This is a genomic window from Pseudomonas sp. LBUM1643 (genome assembly GCF_059716215.1).
Map to the genome: position 1 here is coordinate 218,819 of NZ_CP166813.1, position 21,627 is coordinate 240,445.

17 protein-coding genes are annotated in these 21,627 nt (G+C 58.6%); 4 read left to right on the forward strand and 13 right to left on the reverse strand.

The features are described from left to right. Positions 1 to 325 precede the first annotated feature (325 nt). From ACA063_RS00945 to ACA063_RS00960, 4 genes are all read left to right on the forward strand, one after another. Positions 326 to 1,429, forward strand: coding sequence for an efflux RND transporter periplasmic adaptor subunit (locus tag ACA063_RS00945; RefSeq protein WP_497664444.1), 1,104 nt, complete (start codon positions 326 to 328; stop codon positions 1,427 to 1,429). Continuing rightward, the gene (locus ACA063_RS00950; protein WP_497664445.1) at positions 1,426 to 2,493 is read left to right on the forward strand and encodes an efflux RND transporter periplasmic adaptor subunit; all 1,068 of its coding nucleotides are present in this window, start codon (positions 1,426 to 1,428) and stop codon (positions 2,491 to 2,493) included. Before ACA063_RS00945 ends, ACA063_RS00950 begins: the two co-directional genes overlap by 4 nt. Then, positions 2,490 to 5,543, forward strand: a complete 3,054-nt coding sequence (locus ACA063_RS00955) for an efflux RND transporter permease subunit (protein WP_497664446.1) — start codon at positions 2,490 to 2,492, stop codon at positions 5,541 to 5,543. The genes ACA063_RS00950 and ACA063_RS00955 overlap by 4 nt, the downstream gene beginning before the upstream one ends. Positions 5,544 to 5,645: 102 nt before the next feature. Continuing rightward, positions 5,646 to 7,901 (forward strand): glycoside hydrolase, encoded by a 2,256-nt coding sequence (locus ACA063_RS00960; RefSeq protein ID WP_497664447.1) that lies wholly within the window; start codon positions 5,646 to 5,648, stop codon positions 7,899 to 7,901. Positions 7,902 to 8,097: 196 nt separating this feature from the next. On the opposite strand, the gene ACA063_RS00965 is transcribed toward ACA063_RS00960, so the two are convergent. From ACA063_RS00965 to ACA063_RS01025, 13 genes are all read right to left on the reverse strand, one after another. Then, positions 8,098 to 8,727, reverse strand: coding sequence for a class I SAM-dependent methyltransferase (locus tag ACA063_RS00965; RefSeq protein WP_497664448.1), 630 nt, complete (start codon positions 8,725 to 8,727; stop codon positions 8,098 to 8,100). Between the two features lie 187 nt (positions 8,728 to 8,914). After that, positions 8,915 to 9,265 carry a DUF6124 family protein gene (locus ACA063_RS00970; RefSeq protein ID WP_497664449.1) on the reverse strand — a complete coding sequence of 117 codons (351 nt, stop codon included), beginning with the start codon at positions 9,263 to 9,265 and terminating at the stop codon, positions 8,915 to 8,917. 520 nt (positions 9,266 to 9,785) lie between these two features. Next, a complete protein-coding gene (locus ACA063_RS00975) occupies positions 9,786 to 10,430 on the reverse strand; it encodes a methionine ABC transporter permease (RefSeq protein ID WP_497664450.1) in 645 nt (214 codons plus the stop codon). After that, positions 10,420 to 11,541: a methionine ABC transporter ATP-binding protein gene (locus ACA063_RS00980; protein ID WP_497664451.1), complete on the reverse strand. Its 1,122-nt coding sequence runs from the start codon at positions 11,539 to 11,541 to the stop codon at positions 10,420 to 10,422. The genes ACA063_RS00975 and ACA063_RS00980 overlap by 11 nt, the downstream gene beginning before the upstream one ends. A gap of 2 nt (positions 11,542 to 11,543) precedes the next feature. Next, positions 11,544 to 12,353: a MetQ/NlpA family ABC transporter substrate-binding protein gene (locus ACA063_RS00985; protein WP_497664452.1), complete on the reverse strand. Its 810-nt coding sequence runs from the start codon at positions 12,351 to 12,353 to the stop codon at positions 11,544 to 11,546. A 119-nt stretch (positions 12,354 to 12,472) separates the two neighbouring features. Then, the gene (locus ACA063_RS00990) at positions 12,473 to 13,831 is read right to left on the reverse strand and encodes an LLM class flavin-dependent oxidoreductase (protein WP_497664453.1); all 1,359 of its coding nucleotides are present in this window, start codon (positions 13,829 to 13,831) and stop codon (positions 12,473 to 12,475) included. After that, the gene (locus ACA063_RS00995; RefSeq protein ID WP_497664454.1) at positions 13,831 to 15,024 is read right to left on the reverse strand and encodes an SfnB family sulfur acquisition oxidoreductase; all 1,194 of its coding nucleotides are present in this window, start codon (positions 15,022 to 15,024) and stop codon (positions 13,831 to 13,833) included. The genes ACA063_RS00990 and ACA063_RS00995 overlap by 1 nt, the downstream gene beginning before the upstream one ends. A gap of 37 nt (positions 15,025 to 15,061) precedes the next feature. Beyond that, complete coding sequence (locus ACA063_RS01000; protein ID WP_497664455.1) at positions 15,062 to 16,303, reverse strand: SfnB family sulfur acquisition oxidoreductase; 1,242 nt, start codon at positions 16,301 to 16,303, stop codon at positions 15,062 to 15,064. 376 nt (positions 16,304 to 16,679) lie between these two features. Then, a complete protein-coding gene (locus ACA063_RS01005; protein ID WP_497664456.1) occupies positions 16,680 to 17,444 on the reverse strand; it encodes a hypothetical protein in 765 nt (254 codons plus the stop codon). Positions 17,445 to 17,920: 476 nt separating this feature from the next. Then, a complete protein-coding gene (gene tcyN, locus ACA063_RS01010; protein ID WP_162437047.1) occupies positions 17,921 to 18,676 on the reverse strand; it encodes an L-cystine ABC transporter ATP-binding protein TcyN in 756 nt (251 codons plus the stop codon). Between the two features lie 3 nt (positions 18,677 to 18,679). Next, the gene (gene tcyL, locus ACA063_RS01015; RefSeq protein WP_010464804.1) at positions 18,680 to 19,345 is read right to left on the reverse strand and encodes a cystine ABC transporter permease; all 666 of its coding nucleotides are present in this window, start codon (positions 19,343 to 19,345) and stop codon (positions 18,680 to 18,682) included. Further along, positions 19,345 to 20,139 (reverse strand): cystine ABC transporter substrate-binding protein, encoded by a 795-nt coding sequence (gene tcyJ, locus ACA063_RS01020; protein WP_162437046.1) that lies wholly within the window; start codon positions 20,137 to 20,139, stop codon positions 19,345 to 19,347. The genes tcyL and tcyJ overlap by 1 nt, the downstream gene beginning before the upstream one ends. A gap of 342 nt (positions 20,140 to 20,481) precedes the next feature. Then, entirely contained in the window at positions 20,482 to 21,480 is a 999-nt protein-coding gene (locus ACA063_RS01025) for a D-cysteine desulfhydrase (protein ID WP_497664457.1), read from the reverse strand. Positions 21,481 to 21,627 lie beyond the last annotated feature (147 nt).

Consider the following 21,627-nt stretch of genomic DNA (forward strand, 5'->3'; position numbering starts at 1 on the left):
CCTTATTGTCCGCAACATCGTTATGCCCTGTAGCATCCGCTGCCCCACGATCCCTGTAGCAGCTGGCGAAGCCTGCGTTCGGCTGCGAAGCAGTCACAGTCCGGCTTGCACGGTCTGTCTGTTGCACCGCGAGTACTGATTTACGACTGCTTCGCAGCCGAACGCAGGCTTCGCCAGCTGCTACAGGGGTGTGACAGGGTTTCGATTGGGGTGCGATGCAGTGTTATCGCTTTATTTGACGGGCATCAGAGGCGCCTGTTGAACCCTGTTCTAAGCTCACAGTCGTATCGACAATCGCACGCCCGTTCTACGCAAAGGAGTCTGCATGGCTGGTCCCGGATTGAAATTAGTGGTTGGGTTGAGCCTCCTGGCTTTGCTGACCGCCTGCGGCGAAAAAAAACAGGCTGAAAAGGACCGCCCCCGGGTGTTCGTGCAAGAGGTCGAGCTGGCGGATTACGCGGCGACGGTGACCCTCACGGGCGATGTCCAGGCACGGGTGCAGACCGAACTGTCGTTCCGTGTCGGGGGCAAGATCATTCAGCGCATGGTCGACGTCGGTGATCGTGTGTCGGCCAAGCAAGTGCTGGCCAAGCTTGATCCCAAAGACCTGCAGACCAATGTCGACTCGGCACAGGCCCAGGTCACCGCCGAACAGGCCCGGGTCAAACAGGCCGCCGCGTCCTTCGTCCGCCAGCAAAAACTCCTGCCCAAGGGTTACACCAGCCAAAGCGAATACGATGCTGCCCAAGCCGCATTGCGCAGCAGCCAAAGCGCGCTGACGGCCGCCCAGGCGCAACTGGCCAATGCCCGAGAGCAATTGAGCTACACCTCGCTGATTGCCGACGCTCCGGGGGTGATTACTGCGCGCCAGGCCGAAGTCGGCCAAGTGGTGCAGGCCACGGTGCCTATTTTCAGCCTGGCCCGGGATGGCGAGCGCGACGCCGTGTTCAACATCTACGAGTCGCTGCTGACCGAGGCGCCGGAGGATAAAACAGTGGTTGTGAGCTTGCTCGACAATCCCGCCATCAAAACCACCGGCACCGTCCGCGAGATCACCCCGGCTGTATCTGCGCAGACCGGCACGGTGCAAGTCAAAGTGACGCTCAGCAGTTTGCCGGAGGGCATGCAACTGGGCTCAGTAGTGAGCGCCACCGCGAAGACGCCAGGCAAATCCGCCGTAGTCCTGCCGTGGTCAGCCCTGACCAAAAACATCAGCGAACCCGCCGTGTGGCGGGTAGACGGCGAAGGCAAAGCTGAACTGCACACCGTCACCGTCGGCCGTTACCTCACCGGAAAAGTCGTCATCAGCGGCGGCTTGAATGCCGGCGATAAAGTAATCATTGCCGGCGGTCAGTTACTGCACCCCGGTGTAAAAGTGGAAGTGGCCGAAAACACATACAAGGATCTGGAAGTGGGGAATCAGCCATGACGCGCCTATTGCTGGTTTTAGCCGCTGTCATGCTGGCGGCCTGCTCGAAAAAAGAGCCGCCACCGGAGCCGGTACGCCCTGTGCTGTCGATCAAGGTCCTGGCCCTGAACGAAGAAACCCTCGGCCGATTTGCCGGCACTATCCAGGCGCGTTATGAAAGCAATGTCGGGTTCCGCGTGCCGGGTCGCATTGCCAGTCGCAACGTCGACGTGGGCGCCGAAGTCGAAAAGGGCGCCTTGCTCGCCACGCTTGATCCCACGGATCAGCAGAACCAATTGCGTTCTGCCCAGGGCGATCTGGCGAAAATCCAGGCGCAATTCATCAACGCCCAGGCCAATGCCCGACGCCAGCAGGAACTGTTCAATCGTGGCGTGGGCGCCCAGGCGCAACTGGACGCTGCCCAGACCGACCTGAAAACCACCCAGGCCTCCCTCGATCAAGCCAAGGCCGCGGTCGATCAGGCCAAGGACCAACTGGGCTACGTCGAACTGCGCACCGATCACAAGGCTATCGTCACCGCGTGGAATGCCGAAGCCGGGCAAGTCGTCACGGCCGGCCAGCAAGTCGTGACCCTGGCGCAGCCGGACATCAAGGAAGCGGTGATCGACCTGCCGGACACCCTGGTCGACCAGCTGCCGGCGGACGTGGTGTTCCAGGTCGCCGCGCAACTGGACCCGAGCATCACCACCACCGCCATCATTCGAGAAATCGAGCCACAGGCACAGAGCGCGACCCGCACTCGCCGGGCACGCCTGACGCTGACGGATACACCACCGGGCTTTCGCCTCGGCACGGCCATCAGCGTGACCCTCAGTTCGGCGATCAAACCGCGCATTGAATTGCCCGTCACCGCGTTGCAGGAGGTGGACGGCAAGCAGCGAATCTGGGTGATCGACGCACAAACCCAAACCGTTTCTCCGCGAGACGTTCGCTTGATCAGCCGCACGGATGACACCGTGGTGCTGGCCGATGGCGTGAAGTCTGGCGAGCGCGTGGTCAGCGCCGGCGTGAACAGCCTGAAACCTGGGCAAAAAGTGAAAATCGACGAGGAAAGCCCACAATGAAAGGGAGTTTCAATTTATCCGAATGGGCCCTCAAGCATCAGTCGTTTGTCTGGTACTTGATGTTCGTCGCGTTGTTGATGGGTGTGTTCTCGTACATGAACCTGGGCCGCGAGGAAGACCCCTCGTTCACCATCAAGACCATGGTTATCCAGACCCGCTGGCCGGGCGCAACCCAGGAAGAGACCCTCAAGCAGGTCACTGACCGCATCGAAAAAAAGCTCGAAGAACTCGACTCCCTCGACTACGTGAAAAGCTACACCCGACCCGGTGAATCCACCGTGTTCGTCTATTTGCGCGACACCACCAGTGCCAAGGACATTCCGGAAATCTGGTATCAGGTGCGCAAGAAGATCAACGACATTCGCGGCGATTTCCCTCAAGGCCTGCAAGGGCCGGGGTTCAACGACGAGTTCGGTGACGTGTACGGCTCGGTCTACGCCTTCACGGCGGATGGCATGTCGCTGCGCCAGCTACGCGATTACGTCGAGCAGGTCCGGGCAGAGATCCGTGATGTGCCGGGGCTGGGCAAAGTCGAGATGATCGGCGAGCAGGACGAAGTGATCTACCTGAACTTCTCCACGCGCAAACTTGCCGCCCTGGGACTCGATCAGCGCCAGGTGGTGCAGAGCCTGCAATCCCAGAACGCGGTGACCCCGGCCGGGGTGATCGAGGCAGGTCCCGAGCGGATTTCGGTGCGTACATCGGGCCAGTTCGCGTCTGAGAAAGACCTGGCCAACGTCAATCTGAAGCTCAACGATCGCTTCTATCGCCTGGCGGACATCGCTGAAATCAGCCGTGGTTATGTCGATCCGTCGACGCCCGAGTTTCGCTTCAACGGCCAGACCGCCATAGGCCTGGCCATCGCGATGAAGAAGGGCGGCAACATCCAGGAGTTCGGCAAGGCCCTGCATCAACGCATGGAAGAGCTGACTGCCGACTTGCCGGTGGGCGTGGGCGTGCACAGCGTTTCCGACCAGGCCGAAGTGGTGGAAAAAGCCGTCGGCGGTTTCACCAGCGCGTTGTTCGAAGCGGTAGTCATTGTATTGATCGTCAGCTTCATCAGCCTTGGCGTGCGTGCCGGGCTGGTGGTGGCGTGCTCGATCCCGCTGGTGCTGGCGATGGTGTTTGTGTTCATGGAATACAGCGGCATTACCATGCAGCGGATCTCGCTCGGCGCGCTGATCATCGCCCTCGGTCTGCTGGTGGACGACGCGATGATCACGGTGGAGATGATGGTCACGCGCCTGGAGATGGGCGAAACCAAGGAGCAGGCGGCGACGTTCGCCTACACCTCGACCGCCTTCCCGATGCTCACCGGTACGCTGGTGACTGTCGCCGGTTTCGTGCCGATTGGCCTCAACGCGAGCTCGGCGGGTGAGTACACCTTTACGCTGTTTGCGGTGATCGCGGTGGCGATGCTGGTGTCATGGGTGGTCGCGGTGCTGTTCGCCCCGGTGATCGGCGTGCACATCCTCAGCGCCAATGTGAAGCCGCACAATGCAGAGCCTGGCCGCGTGGGTCGGGCGTTCAACAGCGGCATGCTGTGGGCGATGCGCAATCGCTGGTGGGCCATCGGGATCACGATTGCGCTGTTCGTGGCGTCGGTGTTTTCCATGCAATTCGTGCAGAACCAGTTCTTCCCGTCGTCGGACCGCCCGGAAATTCTCGTCGACCTCAACCTGCCGCAAAACGCCTCGATTGCCGAAACCCGCAAGGCCGTGAACAAGCTCGAGGAAACGCTTAAAGGCGATCCGGACATCGTGCGCTGGAGCACCTACATTGGCGAAGGTGCGATCCGTTTCTACCTGCCCCTCGACCAGCAATTGCAAAACCCGTACTACGCGCAACTGATCATCGTCAGCAAAGGCCTGGAATCGCGAGAGGCCCTGAGCCAGCGCTTGCGTGAGCGTCTGCGCAAAGAATTCGTCGGCATCGGCAGTTACGTCCAGGCGCTGGAAATGGGTCCGCCCGTGGGTCGGCCTATTCAGTATCGGGTCAGTGGCAAGGACATCGATCAGGTGCGCAAGCATGCCATTGCACTGGCGACCGAGCTGGATAAGAACTCCCACATCGGCGAGATCATTTACGACTGGAACGAGCCGGGCAAAGTCCTGCGGATCGACATCGCCCAGGACAAGGCACGGCAACTGGGGCTGTCATCGGAAGACGTGGCCAACCTGATGAACAGTATCGTGGTCGGCGCGCCGGTGACGCAGGTGGATGACGATATCTATCTGATCAACGTCGTGGGCCGTGCGGTGGATGCCGAACGCGGAACTCCGCAAACTTTGCAGAACCTGCAGATCGTCACGCCGGGAGGGACGTCGATTCCGCTGTTGTCGTTCGCGACCGTGCGCTATGAACTGGAACAGCCGCTGGTGTGGCGTCGAGACCGCAAGCCAACTATCACGATCAAGGCTGCCGTGCGTGACGAGATTCAGCCGACTGACCTGGTGAAACAACTCAAGCCGGCCATCGACCAGTTCGCCGCTACGTTGCCAGTGGGCTACAAGGTCGCCACCGGTGGTACGGTCGAGGAAAGCGGCAAGGCCCAGGGGCCGATCGCCAAGGTCGTGCCGCTGATGCTGTTCTTGATGGCGACCTTCCTGATGATCCAGCTGCACAGTGTGCAGAAGCTGTTCCTGGTGGCCAGCGTCGCGCCGCTCGGGTTGATTGGCGTGGTGCTGGCGCTGATCCCGACCGGCACGCCGATGGGCTTCGTGGCGATCCTGGGGATTCTGGCGCTGATCGGTATCATCATCCGCAACTCGGTGATTCTGGTGACGCAGATCGAAGCGTTCGAGAAGGACGGTTATTCACCGTGGGAGTCGGTGGTACAAGCCACTGAGCATCGACGCAGGCCGATCTTGCTGACGGCGGCGGCGGCGAGTCTGGGGATGATCCCCATTGCCCGGGAAGTGTTTTGGGGGCCGATGGCCTACGCGATGATTGGCGGGATTATTATCGCGACCTTGCTGACGCTGCTGTTTTTGCCGGCGCTGTATGTGGCCTGGTACAGGATCCGGGAACCGAAGAGCGAGGCGCAGTAAGCGGTGTTCCGATCGTTCCCGAAATGATATTTGGGAACGGTCCTACTTACAGATCGGGTACGTTGCGTTAGGGTCCCTCTCCCAGATGGAGGAGGGGCTTTGATGCCACACGTAACCCGTCGCCTGTGGTGGCTATCGTTGATAGGCACTCTATTTTTTTCTTCCTCGGTACTTGCCGCTAACGTGCTTGAGAATTCGATGTGGCGTATCGAACTTGAGCCCGCGACGCTGGCTATCCGCGTTACCCCTGCACAACAACCGTCAGTACAAGCCTCGGTGGGTGTTGCGGCACATAAAGTCAGCCATCTTCAACAAACTACCAATCGACTTGATTGGCAATGGGATGACGGTGCCTGGACCCTCAGCGCCGCCCTCGATCAACATGACCTGTCCCTGTCCATCACGGCCCGCGATCCTGGTGAACTGAGCTTCCTCAAGCAGCCCGGCAACGCCATGGGCAAAGGCTTGATGTGGCCGCTCGCCGAGGGGCATTACGTACCCTCCGGTGATTCACAGTGGCAAACCTTTTTGCTGGACCAGGGTGAACTCAACACCACCCAGGACTTGAGTCTCCCGCTATGGGGCGTTGATCACGGTGGTTTCACGCTGAACTGGCTGATGACCAATCCCTACAATAACCGTCTGCAGTTCAGCGCAGAGGGCAAGGAACTTGCCTTATCGGCCAGCCACGAATTCACCACGCTGGACCCGAGTGCACCGTTGACCTTTCGTCTTGCGCTGGGTGAAGCCGATCAACTGAGTGGCGCCAAACGCTATAGGCAATGGTTGGTTGAGACTGGACGCTATGAAACCCTCGATGCCAAATTGCTTGAAACCCCTGACGGAGAAAAGTTACTCGGGGCCGCTCATATTTACCTGTGGGGTGGAGGTTTATTAGGGCTCGACGATGTACGGGACTGGTCAACGCTGATCGCGTTGCTAAAGGGTAAAACGCCTTTGGCCACTCAAGTGCGTGGCTATCTGGATGCGGAAAGTCGAAGGGTGTTGTTGCAAGCGAAGCGTGAACTCAATGGTTATGAACAACGTGTACTGATACGTGGACTCAACTCGGCGCTAAACAGCGCAGCGCGGCAAAGTTGGCAAACCGCTGGCGAGCCGGACATGAATGCGCTGGCCAACCGTTATGGGGCGCTACGAGCAGAGGTCGCGCAGGTGTTTGCGCCTGCTCTTGCCGAGTTTCCCGAGCGGTGGGGAGACGGCGTATCAGTGAGCATGATTGAGCAACTCCAGAGGGAGAAGTTGCCCCGTCTTTGGCTTGGAATAGGCGAGGCGTGGGAAGCCGGACTCTGGCATCCCGAAGCAGTTCGTGCGGCCGTCAGTGCGGGTTATCTGATGGCGCCCTATGACTCCTACGAAACAGTGCTGAAGTCGACCGAGAACGCCGACTGGACCACTGCACACCTGGGGGCGGCCGCTTACCGTAACTGCGGCATTGTGCTGAAGAGCGGTCGAGTCAAAAGTGGTTTTCTCAATAGCGGGTACTACACCGATCCCCGGTGCGTCAGGCCGTTGCTCGAATTGCGCATCAAGGCGATTGAAGCCAAGACGGGTTTCAACAGCTGGTTCCTCGACGTAACGGCGGCCGGCATGTTGTTCGACAGCTACCGTTCGGGCGCAACCATGACGCAGGCGCAGAACGCCGTCGAAAACATCGCGGCCGGTCGCTGGATCAACGAAACCCTCAAGCTGCCCATGGGATCCGAGGATGGAAACGCTGTGACGGCACAGGGCATTTTATTTGCCCATGGTATGCAGACACCGGTGTTTGGCTGGGGTGACGAAGACATGAGCAAAAACCAGGCATCACCCTATTATCTGGGTCAATGGTTTCCTCCCGAGCAACCCGATGTTTTTTTCAACCCGGTGCCGGTCAAGGAGCCGTATCGTCGTCTTTATTTCGATCCGGTCATGCGTTTGCCGTTGTACCAGGCGGTGTTCCATGGATCGGTGATCACTACCCATCACTGGACGTTCGATAGCCTGAAGTTGACCAATGTTCAGGTGGAAAATGAGTTGACCCAACTGCTCTACAACGTACCGCCGCTCTATCACCTGAGTGCCGCGACACTGAAGCAGCGTTTACCGTTGATTGCTCGCCAGGATGCGTTCTTCCGACCGTTGCATGAGCGACTGGGCACCCAGGCGATGACGGATTTTCGCTGGCTCACCGAGGATCGGCTGGTGCAGCAGACCACCTTTACCGATGGAACACGGTTGATAGCCAATTTTGACCCTCGTAAGCGCGAGGTGGATGGACAGAGGCTGGCGGGGCAGAGCATTTCAACATTTGGTGTGCAGGGGAGCGTGGTGAGCTACCAGGTTGGCGTGTCGCGCTGAAAACAATCGCGAGCAAGCGATCCAGGTATGTCGGGCAACAGTCATGTTGAATGTGCGGGCCTCATCGTCGGAATGCCGCCCAGAACAAGCCACGCTCCCACTGGTTTTGTGTCGAATCCGGATGTTGTGAACGACGCAAAACCTTGTGGGAGCGGGCTTGGTCTGGGCGGCATTCCGACGATGGCGTCCTGCCTGTCTACACCGGCTTACGCCAGACACTCGCCAACCAAGGCTGCTGCTCCCGCGGCAGCCCCGCTGGCCGGTAGTAATGCTCGAGTTCCACAAACCCCGCGTCGGTCAGGAGTGCCTGCCACGCCGGCAAGTCGTGATATGCGCCATAACGCGGTCCGTTCCAGCCTTCCTGATTTTCGCCACGGGGATTGGAACTGAACAACACGCCACCCGGTTTCAACGCACCGTGCAACTGCTTCAATACCCGAGGTAGTTCCTGGCGCGGGATATGAAACAGGACTGCGTTGGCAAAAATGCCGTCAAATCGTTGGTCTGGCAAATTTAGCTTTAGAAAGTCTTGCTGCAAGACTTCACACCCACTGTCTTCACGCGCCATCTGCGCGAACTTTTCTGAGCCATCAAGCCCGACAGCGGTGTGGCCCAGGCGGGTGAAGGTTTGCAGGTCGCGTCCCGGTCCGCAGCCGAAGTCGAGGATGTTGAAGGGCGCCTCGCCCTGAATATGCCGTAGCAGGGCGTCGATGTTCTGGGTGACGTCGTGATCACGCGTCCCTTCACGAAAGCCTTCGGCCACCGAGTTGTAGTGGCCCAAGGTCGTGGAGGTGATTTTTTCGAGGTCGTCCGGGGTTTGTTTCATGGTGGGCTGCGCGGGTAATGTGAGTGTGCCGAATATACGCCATCGGGATTTGGGCTGCTGCGCAGCCATCGCGAGCAGGCTCACTCCTACAGTGGATCGTGTTACACACATGTCGTATCCGCTGACGATCTATTGTAGGAGTGAGCCTGCTCGCGATGGCGGTATCCATAAACACCAAAAACCTGAATCAGTCCTCGGTGTTCTTCATCCCCAGACAATCAATCGACCGATCAACCATGGCCTTGGCGATCTCCAGCAAATGCCAGATGGAAAACACCATCGCCCTGTCAGCGCCTTTGAGATGGTCCCCGCACTGGTACGCCGTGACCGAAGCGCAACGCAGCAAATCAGCGATATAAAGTTGGGTATCTTCGAAGCTCACATCGTTGCTGACGTTGTAGAACCGAAGTTCATCCGGTGCGGACGGTTGCTCGCCGGTCAGGTAGAAATCGATTGCACGGTAGAGCGCGGAGCGGTCTCTGAGACGTTCATCGTTTTTGGTTGCGTTGGAGGGTGGGTCGGGGACTGGTTTTTTCATCTGTGTTGCTCCTATTGCTGCGTGGGAGCCGACACTTCTCGCCTACTAAACGATGGGTGGCAGCTGTGCGCAGGTTAGTAGGCCGGTCAATAGGAAACCCGGTGCATCCGAAGATGCCCCACGCACAGCCGCCATATTCAGTACCCGACAGAGCGCCGGGCATGAGCATGAGACGCTATGCACCTATTGATCCGGGCTACTAAACCCGATCACTGATGAGCAGTGACGGACGGAGACTAGGCACGGAATTCTGCAGGCGCACGCGTGCGAAATAATCTAGGAAACGTCCTGCAAAGGGAAGGGACCAGCCTTGTAAGAACGCTGATTTTTCTGTGAGAAAACGTCCAGTTTTGTAGTGGATTTCCTACAGCCAAGATCGCAGCCTTCGGCAGCTCCTACAGGGTCAGTGTTCATCCCCAACATCGTCGGTGACCCCGGTAAATGAACACACACACACAACATCGTTTGCGAACCCGATCAATGTAGGAGCTGCCGAAGGCTGCGATCTTTTGATCTTGATTCAGCGTTTGTTAAGACCCCGCGCCAATCGATCCCCACCCAGCTGGATAATAGCCACCAACACCACCAGCAACACGATCACCGTCAGCATGATCTGGCTATCGAATCGCTGATAGCCGTACCGATACGCAATGTCCCCCAACCCACCGGCGCCAATCGCACCGGCCATGGCCGAGGAGTTGATCATGGTGACCAGGGTAATGGTGAAACCGCCGACAATCCCCGGCAGCGCTTCCGGCAGCAGTACATGCCAGACGATGTGCCAGCGCCGGCATCCCATCGCCTGTGCTGCTTCGATGAGCCCATGATCGACCTCACGCAAGCTGACCTCGGCGATACGCGCAAAGAATGGTGTGGCGGCGATTGTCAGGGGGACCACCGCTGCCCACACGCCATACGTGGTGCCGACGATCAGGCGGGTGAACGGGATCAGCGCCACCATCAGAATCAGAAACGGTATAGATCGAAACAGGTTCACGAACGCCCCCAATGCGCGGTTCAGCGCCGGTGCTTCGTAGATACCGCCCTTGGAGCTGGTGACCAGAATCACCGCCAGCGGTATGCCCGCCAGCAATGCGATCATCGACGACACGCCGACCATCAGGAAGGTGTCGATGAAGCCTTGTAGCAAACGATCAAACCACATAACCCAACACCTCCACCTGTTGCGCCCAAAGGGCGGCGCGCTGGCGCAGTTCTTCCGCGCCCAAAGATGAACCTGTCACCGCCAACAGCAGTTGTCCAAGCGCATGCCCCTGAATCCGTTCCACGCCACCTTGCAGCAGCCGCACGCGACCGCCAAGGGCGCTGAACAACGCGGCCAGATCGGGTTCGTCGGTGGCGCTGCCGGTGAATTGCAGACGCAGTACGACGGCGGCGTCCGACGTGGGAGGCTGCGCGTGCAAGCGGCTTTGCAGCTCTTGCGGCAGCGCGTGTTGCAACGGCGCAAGCAGGGTCTTGCTGACCTCATGCTGCGGGTTGCCGAACACTTCCCAGACCGGCCCCTGTTCGACGATCCGGCCGTGTTCAAGCACCACGACCCGGTCACAGATATCGCGGATGACCGCCATTTCGTGAGTGATCAGCACGATGGTCAGGCCGAGCCGTTGGTTGATCTCGCGCAGCAGCCCGAGGATCGATTGCGAGGTCTGCGGGTCGAGCGCTGAAGTGGCTTCGTCGCACAGCAGAATCGCCGGATCGTGGACCAGTGCGCGAGCGATGCCGACGCGTTGTTTCTGTCCGCCGGAGAGCTGCGCCGGATAGGCCTTGTGTTTACCTTCAAGCCCCACCAGTTCCAATAATTCGCGTACTTTCTCCTCGCGTTTTTCCTTCGGGACACCCGCCACTTTCAGCGGCAATTCGACGTTCTGCCAAACCGTCTTGGCCGACATCAAATTGAAATGCTGAAAGATCATGCCAATGCGCCGACGCAGCGCGACCAACCGGTCTTCATCGAACTCGCCAATGTCCACCTGATCGATCAACACGCGACCGCTGCTCGGCTGTTCAAGTCGGTTGATGGTGCGGATCAGCGACGACTTGCCAGCGCCGCTGCGGCCGATGATGCCGAACACTTCGCCGCGCTGAATCGCCAGGTCGATGCCGTGCAGGGCGGCGACCGGACCTTGCTGGCCGTTGTAGGTTTTGCCCAGGCCGATAAAACGCACATGAGCGCGGTTCAGGTCTGGATGCAGTTCGGCTTTTTGGGCCTGACGTTGCTCTGGAATTTCCAGTCGCAGTTGCGTGGCAGCCGTCATTCTCAGCTTTCCCAACCGGCTTGGTAGAGCTTGCCGTGGGCTTTATCCAGCGCTGCACGGACCGCCGGCGAATGCTGGTAAATGTCGACGAACTTGATCAGGCGAGGATCGGTTTTGCTCTTGGGCTGAATCACGAACTGGATGACGTATTCCTTGTGGTCGAGCCCGTCGAACAGCAGCGCAGAGCCGGCATCGAAGGTCTTGGACAAGCGGATGTAGGCCGGGTAGCCCTGCACCAGATCGGCGTCGTCATAAGCGCGCACCAGTTGCACGGCTTCCACCTGGAGAATTTTGATTTTCTTTGGGTTGCTGACGATGTCTTCTTCGGTGGCCTTGTAGCCAACACCGGGTCTGAGTGTGATCAGGCCGGACTTGGCCAGGAGTTGCAGGCCGCGGCCGCTGTTGATCGGGTCGTTGGCGATGGCGACGGTAGCGCCTTCTGGCAGATCGTCGAAGCTTTTGTATTTCTTCGAGTACAGGCCGACGTTGTTGATGATCCCCGGTGCAAACGGCACCAGGTCAAAACCGGCGGCGGCCTTGGCGTTTTCCAGGAACGGGATGTGCTGGAAGTAGTTCACGTCGATGTCGCCAGCGGCGAGGCTCACATTGGGGGCGATCCAGTCACTGAACTCGACGAGTTCTACTTTCAGCCCTTGTTTGTTGGCTTCTTCGACGGCCGCTTCCAGAGGGATGGCGAAGGCGGCGGTGGTGCCGACCTTGAGTGCCGGGTCGGCGGCAAAGCTGGCGGAGCTGAAGAGGCCGAGGGCCAGGGCCAGTGCTTTGACTGGGTGGGAGAGGCGTTTCTTGGTCATGATGGTTATTCCAGTCAGTGCATGAATGTGTGTTGTCTGGTTGGGCCTCATCGCCAGCAGGCTGGCTCCCACAGTAGGAATGCATTGCAACTGTGGGAGCTAGCCTGCTAGCGATGCTTTTAACGGCGGAACGCCGAACCCGTGTGTTGATCAGGCAAATGCGCGCCTTCGTGAAACAGCTTTTCCCTGAAGGAGCCGTTGTCATAAGCGGTCTTGTACGACCCTCGACGCTGCAGTTCCGGGATCACCTGTTCAATGAAATCCACATAACTTTCCGGCGTGACGATGCGCGTCAGGTTGAAGCCATCCAGACCGGTTTCAGCGATCCACGATTCCAGCTCATCGGCCACTTGCTCAGGCGAACCCACCACGGTGATGTAACGACCACCGAGGGCGTGTTGCTCCAACAATTTGCGGCGGGTCCAGTCGTTGTTCTGCAGGTTCTTGGTCGCGGACTGGATGGCGTTGCTCTTCACGTACTGGATCGGTTCGTCGATCTCGTACTCGGAAAAATCGATCCCGGTCGAGGCCGAGAAATGCGCCACGCCCGCTTCCGCGCTGGCGTAGCTCAGGTACTCGGCATGCTTGGCCCAGGCAAGCTCTTCGGTGGCGCCGACGATCACGTTCAACCCCATGAACACCTTGATGTCCTCGGGGTTGCGACCGGCAGCAACGGCGCTGGCGCGCACCTTGTCCACCTGAACCTTGGTCGATGGTTTGTTCTGACCGCTGATGAACACGCACTCGGCGTGACGCCCGGCGAACAGCAATCCACGGTCCGAGCTGCCGGCCTGGAACAGCACCGGCGTACGTTGCGGCGAAGGTTCGCAGAGGTGATAGCCCTCGACTTGATAGAACTCGCCCTTGTGCTCGACCTTGTGCACCTTCTCCGGCTGCGCATAGATTCGCTGCTGCGGATCGTTGAGCACCGCGCCGTTTTCCCAACTGCCTTCCCACAGCTTGTAGAGCACTTCGAGGTACTCGTCAGCCTGGTCATAGCGGCGGTCGTGTTCGACCTGTTCACTCAGGCCCATGGCCTTGGCGGCGCTGTCGAGGTAACCGGTGACGATGTTCCAGCCCACTCGGCCGCGACTCAGGTGATCGAGTGTCGACATGCGTCGGGCGAACAGATACGGCGGCTCGTAAGTGAGGTTGGCGGTGAGGCCGAAACCAAGGTTCCTGGTCACGGCGGCCATGGCCGACACCAGCAGCAGCGGGTCGTTGACGGGCAACTGGATCGACTCTTTCAGCGGCACATCCACCGAGTTCTGGTAGACGTCATACACACCGACGATGTCGGCGATGAACAACCCGTCAAACAGCCCACGCTCCAGCAGTTGTGCCAGTTCGGTCCAGTATTCGATGGTTTTGTATTGAGTGGAGTTGTCCCGTGGATGCGTCCACAGGCCATGGTTGATGTGCCCGATGCAATTCATGTTGAACGCGTTGAGCAGGATTTTCTTTTTGCTGGCGGTCATCAGATGGTCCCCCGCAGTGGCGGGTTTTCATCGTTGAGGTAGTAGTTGCCCACGGCGTGATACTTCCAGCGCACCGGGTCGTGCAGCGTGTGCACGCGCGCATTGCGCCAATGGCGATCCAGACCGTGTTCGATCAGGGTCGCCTGGCTGCCAGCCAGTTCAAACAGCGTGCTGCCTGCGGCCAGGGAGATTTCGGTACTGATGGCGCGCGCTTCAGCGATGGCAATAGACGCCGCCGCGACAGTCTCGGCGTTGGTGTCGGCCTGGGCCTTGTCGAGGTATTCGCCAGCACGTTCGAGCAAGGCTTCAGTGGCATGCAGTCGGATGCTCAGGTGGCCGAAGCTCTTGATGGTCAACGGGTCTTCGGTGGCTTTTTCATGGGTGGCATCAATCCACGGTCGGGTTTTGGTGCGCACGAAGTGCAGGGCATCTTCATAGGCCGCGCGTGCAATGCCGGTGTCGATGGCCGCATGAAGAATCTGCGCCAACGGGCCAACCGGTGTCGGGCGTTCGAAAGCGCTTTGAAAAGGGATCACGTCTTCGGCCGCGATGTAGACGTCTTCGAACACCACCGAACCGCTGCCCGTGGTGCGCTGGCCAAAGCCGCTCCAGTCGTCGATAACCGTCAGGCCTTTGCTGTCGCGCGGGACGAACGCCAGTTGCTGCACGCCGTTTTCATCAATGACTGACGTCGGGATGCGTTGGGCGTAAATGGCGCCTGTGGCGTAGAACTTGCGGCCGTTGATGCGATAACCATCGCCTTCGCGGGTCAGGCGGGTGACACGGTCGTGGGCGGTTTTGGTGCCCAGTTCTGCCAGGGCATTGCCAAAGCGCTGACCGGCCAGAACTTCGGCGTACAGGCGTTTTTTCTGCTCGGCGCTGCCGTTCACTCGCAGCACTTCGAGGGCGTAGAAATGGTTTTGGGGGATCTGTCCGAGAGAGCCGTCCGCCTGCGCGATCAAGGCGATGACCTTGGCCAGGGTGACGTTTGAAACGCCCGCGCCACCGTATTCCTTTGGCACGCTGATGCCCCATAGGCCCGAACGGGAAAACACTTCCAGCTCCGGATGTGGCAAACGGCGTTCGCGGTCGCGCAGGGCGCTGTCGCGTTTGAAGTCATCGGCCAGGTCACTGGCGACGATCAGGGCTTGCTCATCGCTGGTTATGACCGCGACGTGGTGAGAAAGAGGCATGTGCTTCTCCAGAGATCTGGTCAAAAGTGTCTGGTCGTTAAATCCAGGAATGACGAGCGGGCAACGTGCCGTTCAAGTGATACGTGCCGACAGCGTGATACTTCCAGCGCACCGGATCGTGCAGCGTGTGCACGCGGGCGTTACGCCAGTGACGGTCGAGATTGAATTCGGCGAGGGTGGCGCGGCTGCCGGCGAGTTCGAAGAGCTTTTCGCTGGACAGCAACGAGATTTCGGTGGTCAGCACTTTGGCTTCGGCCACGGCAATCGAGGCGCGGGCAGCGGACTCGGCGGTGAGCGGCGCGGCGTTGACCTGGTCGAGCACTTGCCCGGCCTTGCGCAGCAGGGCTTCAGCGGCGTGCAGTTCAATTTTCAGTTTGCCGATGTCGGCGATGACATAGAGGTCGTCGCTGGCCCGTTCAACATTGGCGTCGATCCAGGGTCGTGCACGGGTCTTCACGAACTCGATGGCGTCGTCGATAGCGCCTCGGGCAATGCCGGCGTCGATGGCCGCTTGAATCAGCTGCGAGACGGAACCCTGAATGTTCGGCTTGTCGTTGATCGTCCAGTTATCCACCACCAGCTCGGCGTCTACCCGCACGTTGTTGAGCAAGACAGTGCCGCTGGCGGTGGTGCGTTGGCCAAAACCCGACCAGTCATCGACGATGCGCAAACCGGGCGTGCCACGGCGGACGAAGGCCAGTACCTGCTTGCCGTCATCGTTCAGCGCTTTGACGGCGACCCAATGAGCGAACAACGCGCCGGTGGAATAAAACTTCTGCCCATTGATCACGAAACCATCGCCGTCGGCGGTGATTCGCGCTTTCAGTTCGAGGGTGTTTTTGGTGCCGCGCTCCGGGCCTGCATTGCCGATGCGCCAGCCTTCAAGCACGCTTTTGAATAGCTGTTTTTTCTGCGCTTCGGTGGCGCTGCCGAGCACTAGATTAAGGATGCCAAACTGGTTTTGCGGGATCTGCCCTAGCGCCGGGTCGGCCGCGGAAATGATCGCGAAGACCTCGGCAAGGGTGACGAATGAAACCTGTGGACCGCCGTACTCACGCGGGATGGCAATGCTGCCCAGGCCGCTGCGGGTGAATTGTTCGACTTCCGACCACGGCAGCTTGCGCTGCTGGTCACGTTTGGCCGCTTGTAGACGGGCGACCTGTGCCAGCTCATGGGCGGCCTTGATGGCTTGAGCATCGTTGCGCAAAACCTGCGCGGGCAACAGCAACGGGGCGATATCCAGATCACTCTGGACAAGTGCGTCTGCCAGACTGGACATCAGCGCCACTCCTTGGCTGCACGCAATGCCCTGGCGATCTGCACTGGGGTGATTGTGTTCCGGACCATACCTACCTCACATCTCATGGAAACGCCGCGGAAAGGTGGCGTACGAAAACAAGAATGTCCGGTGGTCCGGTTCATATACCCTAAACGTGTATAAATAATTAATAAACTAACTTTTAGGAATATGCATAGAAGGGCGTTGTGATTGAATGTCGCGGTCCTTGTGGCGAGGGAGCTTGCTCCCGTTCGACTGCGAAGCAGTCGAAAAAAAGTCACCTCTGATTAGCTGAAAAAGCTCGATCAGACGTCTTGATGGGGTGCTTCGCACCCAGCGGGAGCAAGCTCCCTCGCCACATGTTTCTGCCAAACATTTACTTTCTGAGAGGTTCAGAGGATTTCGGTTTTTTTTTCAGCGGGACTTTGAGGTAGGCGTTGGCGCAGCCGATCTTCAGCCTGCGCACCGGCGCCCAGCGAGAATTGTTGCCGACCCGGTCGAGCACGCAATATGTGACTTCGAGTCGCAGATCCTCGCCCGCTTCGCGAATGATCGCCGAAGGTACCCAGACCTGAATCGGCTGTCCGATATCACAAGGTTTTAGCTTGGGCAGATCCATTCGCGCGTCCCCCCAGCGCAGGGTGATCTCGTCGTCGACGGCCATGTTCAGGTATGGCTCGATGGTCAACGGCACGCCGCGTTTAATCTGTCTCGAATTGACGCCCTTTCGTTGAATCGCCCGGGGGAGGTTGACCGGTGCCAGATTCTGGTTTTCATCGCCGCACACCGATAGTGGCTGTCCGCCTGGGCATTCCAGTTTGACGTGTACGTGTATGGCGGACGACAGGGCCGGCTCCTGACCGATTTGCATGACCCGGTAGCGAACGCTCGAAGCGCCGCTGGCAATAAAGCTTTCCGGTACTCGCAGGCTGACGGTCTTGCACAGGTCCCTGGCAGCCAACACTTTGGACGCCACGTAGCAGTCATCCCAGAACAGTTCGATGAGATCGCCTTCATCCATGCCGGTGTAAGGCGCCACGTCGATCAGCAGGTGTTCCGCCGAGCTGATGTTGATGCTGCGCTTGTCTGATTGCGCCAGCGTCGGCACCGCCAATTGAAGTGTGGTCGAGATGCTTTTCATGGATTCTCCTTGAAGTCTTGCAACGAATTCCGTTTCTGAAAAAAAGCGCGGATGTCGAACAGCAAAACAGTTCATTATTAAAAGTTGAAATAATGATTGAGTGTGATGAGTGTCGTCCGTAGTCACAGATAAAAGTGCGGATGAATGACTGTCAATAGAGTGAGTTAGTTAAGTGGGTGAGCGCGTGTTATTCAGAAGGTTCCTACGTGCAGGAGTTAGTAAGCTCCATCGCGCAGTCGAATATAGCTCAGTAAATGTTGGGTTTTGTTGTGCTGCTTAGCGTTAGCGACAGCTCATCACTGCTTGAGTGTTGAGCATACTTGCGAAGGTAGAATATTTTCCATGGCCTATGTATGTACCGCGCGCTCCGACAAAAAAGTTGTAGGGCGCACAGTGTTATTGAATTAGGCGAACAGGATATTTATAGAGGGGGAGGGACTTCCATCCGTGGAAGTTAAACCGTATTGCGGGGGTGTTTAGTGGTGTGTGTTGTTTATAAACTTGCTGAGGAATTGTTTCGTCCGTTCCTCTTTAGGGTTGGCAAACAAAGCCTTGGCTTCACCTTGCTCGACGATCACCCCTTTGTCGAAAAACACCACGCGATTGGCCACGTCCCGGGCAAAGCTCATTTCGTGGGTGACGATCACCATGGTGCGTTTCTCTTCCGCCAGGCTGCGGATGGTTGCCAGCACTTCACCCACCAGCTCCGGATCGAGGGCCGAGGTGGGCTCGTCGAACAGAATGACTTCCGGCTCCATGGCCAATGCCCGGGCGATCGCAACGCGCTGTTGCTGGCCGCCTGAAAGACGTCGCGGATACGCGTCCTCCTTGCCCGCCAACCCGACTCGGGCCAACAGTTTTTTGCCCAGGGCAATGGCGTCGGCGCGGGGGATTTTTTTCACCACGATCGGCCCTTCGATCACGTTTTCCAGGGCCGTGCGATGAGGGAACAGATTGAAGCTCTGGAACACGAAACCCACGTGCTGACGCAAGCGGCGCACCAGGCTTTGCTGCTGGTTCAGTGGTCGGCTGCCATCGATTTCGATGTCACCGACCTTGATCCGGCCACTGGTGGGTTCTTCCAGAAAATTCAGGCAGCGCAGGAAGGTGGTTTTACCCGAGCCGCTGGGCCCGATAATGGCCACAACCTCGCCTTCCTTTACTTCCAGATCGATGCCATTGAGCACCACTTGACCCTTGAACTGCTTTGTCAGTTTTTCCACGACAATCATGGGTCAGGACTCCTGGTCGTGCCGATTGACCCGCTCTTCCAACTTGTTCTGCAGGTGCGACAGCACCGTGGCCAGAATCCAGTAGATCAGTGCGGCGGCAAGATACATGGTGAACACTTCGAAGGTGCGTGCTGTGATCAGCTGCGCCTGGCGGAACAACTCCGGCACCTGGATGGTGGCGGCCAGCGCGGTGTCCTTGACCAGCGAAATGAAGCTGTTGCCCAGCGGCGGCAATGCGGTGCGCATTGCCTGCGGGATGATGGCCCGTCGCAGGGTTTGCGCTCGGGTCATGCCGATGCTGGCGGCAGCTTCCCACTGACCGCGCTCGATGGAGCTGATCGCGGACCGCAGGATTTCACAGGCGTAAGCGGCCATGTTCAGCGAGAAGCCGATCAGGGCCGCCGGCAGCGGATCGAGTTCCATGCCCAATTGCGGCAAGCCGTAATAGATCACGAACAATTGCACCAGCAACGGCGTGCCGCGAAAGAACGACACGTAGATGCGTGCGATCCAGCTCACCAGCTTGAAGCGCGACAGGCGCATCAGTGCCAGGCCGAAGCCCAGCATGAGGCCGAAGAACATCCCGCCCAGGCTCAAGATGACCGTGTAGTAGGCCCCCTTGAGCAGGAAAGGCAGGGAATCCAGTGCGAGTTGAAAAGCTTCTTCCATTATTGAGTGACGTCAGCGCTGAAGTATTTTTCCGAAAGCTTTTTCAGCGTACCGTCGGCACGCAGCTTGTCGATGGCCTTGTTCACTGCGGCCAGCAGCTCAGGCTCGCCTTTGCGCAGGGCAATACCGGCTTCCTGGCGGGAGAACGCTTCGCCGGCGGCGACAGTGTCCTTGGCCTTCTTGGCGTATTCCAGGGCGGCGAGACGGTCGATCAGAATGGCGTCGATACGGCCTACGCGCAGGTCCTGGAACTTGGTCGGATCATCGTCATAGGTCTTGATGATGGCTTTGGGTTGATTTTCCTTGAGCCATTGCTCGTAGTTGGTGCCCAGGCCTACACCGACTTTCTTGCCATCCAGATCGGCGGCAGTCTTGATGGTGTCTTTGTTCTTGGTCAAAACCAGCGCCTGAATCCCGGAAACGGTGTACGGCTCGGAGAAGTCGTATTTCTTTTTGCGCTCTTCGGAAATGGTCACCTGGTTGATCACTGCATCCAGACGCTTGGATTCCAGAGCCGCGAGGATGCCGTCCCATTTGGTCGGTTGCAGTTTCACTTTCACGCCCAGCTCTTTGGCCAGGGCTTCGGAGAACTCGACTTCGAAGCCGGCCAGTTTGCCGTCGGCGTCGACGAAGCTGAACGGTGGGTAAGTGCCTTCCAGGCCGACGTTGATCACGCCGGCGTCTTTGATTTTTTGCAGTTGCTCACCGGCAACGGCCTGGCCGATCAGACCAGCGCTCAGCGCCAGGCCCAGCGAACCTACCAGCAGATTTCGACGTAGTGCGGAAAAATTCATGACAAGCCCCTGTGTTTTCTTATGGAAGACGTAGTGAAAAGGTTGGCAAATTCGGGATTTAAACGTCTGCGATATCCTGCCCTAAAGCAGCCTATGCGTCTTGTTGCAAATTCGCCTGCGGCGCGACTATATGATGGCGTTCTTAGATTGGAAAATAATAAATATTTAGATTGTTATTCATTTGAGGAATAAAAAACTCATTCACTTTGTGGCGAGGGAGCTTGCTCCCGCTCGGCTGCGTAGCAGTCGTGAACCCATCGAGGCAACACTAGATCACCGCAGCGAAGGTTTTAGGGGCGCTTCGCACCCCAGCGGGAGCAAGCTCCCTCGCCACAGAATGCTTCAACCTGCCAGATAGTCCTTATAAGCAAACAACGCCGGTGCCCCACCGGTGTGCAGGAAAATAATCGGCCCCTCATTGAAGCGCTGACGCCCGATGCCATCCAGCAAACCCGCCATTGCCTTGCCGGTGTACACCGGGTCGAGCAACAACCCTTCCTGACTGGCCACCAGCTTCACCGCTGAGAGCGTGCCGGCGTTCGGTTCGCCGTAACGCGGTCCGAAATATTCGTCCCACAATTCGACTTTGAAACTTGTTGGCAGATTCACGCCCAGCAGCTCCGCCGTGCGCTCGGCCAGGCCCTGAACCTTGGGTCTTTGATCTTCATCACTGCGCGATACGGTGACCCCGATCACCGGCAAATCCGGCAGTGCTTCATTCAATGCCAGCGCCAGGCCGCTATGGGTTCCTGCACTGCCCGAGGCCAGAACCACGGCAGAAAAAGTCAGGCCGGTGTCCTTGATCTGTTCGGCCAGTTCCAGCCCGGCGCGCACATAACCGAGCGCGCCCAAAGCGTTGGAGCCGCCAATCGGCACGATGTAGGGTTTTTTGCCGTTGTTGCGCAGTCGGTCAGCCAGGGCCTGCAATTGTTCGTCGGCGTTGTCGAGGTTTTCCACCAGCTCGACCTTGGCATCGAACAGGTCGAGCAGCAGCCGATTGCCATTGGCGACGTAGTTGCTGTCGTCAGTGCCCAGCGGATTTTCCAGCAGAGCGATGCAACCCAGGCCCAGTTTGGCGGCCAGGGCAGCGGTCTGGCGAACGTGGTTGGACTGCAGCGCGCCTGCGGTGATGAACGTGTCGGCGCCTTGGGCCAGAGCATCTGCCGCCAGGTATTCGAGTTTGCGCAGCTTGTTGCCGCCCATTGCAAGTGGCGTCAGGTCATCGCGTTTGACGTATACGTCGCGGCCCAGCCAGGTCGACAAGCGCTCGAGTTTTTCCAGCGGCGTCGGGTGGCTGAGCAATTCGAGGCGGTCGAAACGGGCGAGCTGTTGTTTGATCATGGTTACGCACTGGCAGGGAAAGATGTCAGGACTATAGGCACGCCAAAATCCAGGGGCAACCGCCAATCGCTTATAGCCAAAAGTATTGAGTTCAGCACTATTGGTTCTTAATTCGGCTTGAAGACCTTGCCGTAAAGTAATCGCCGT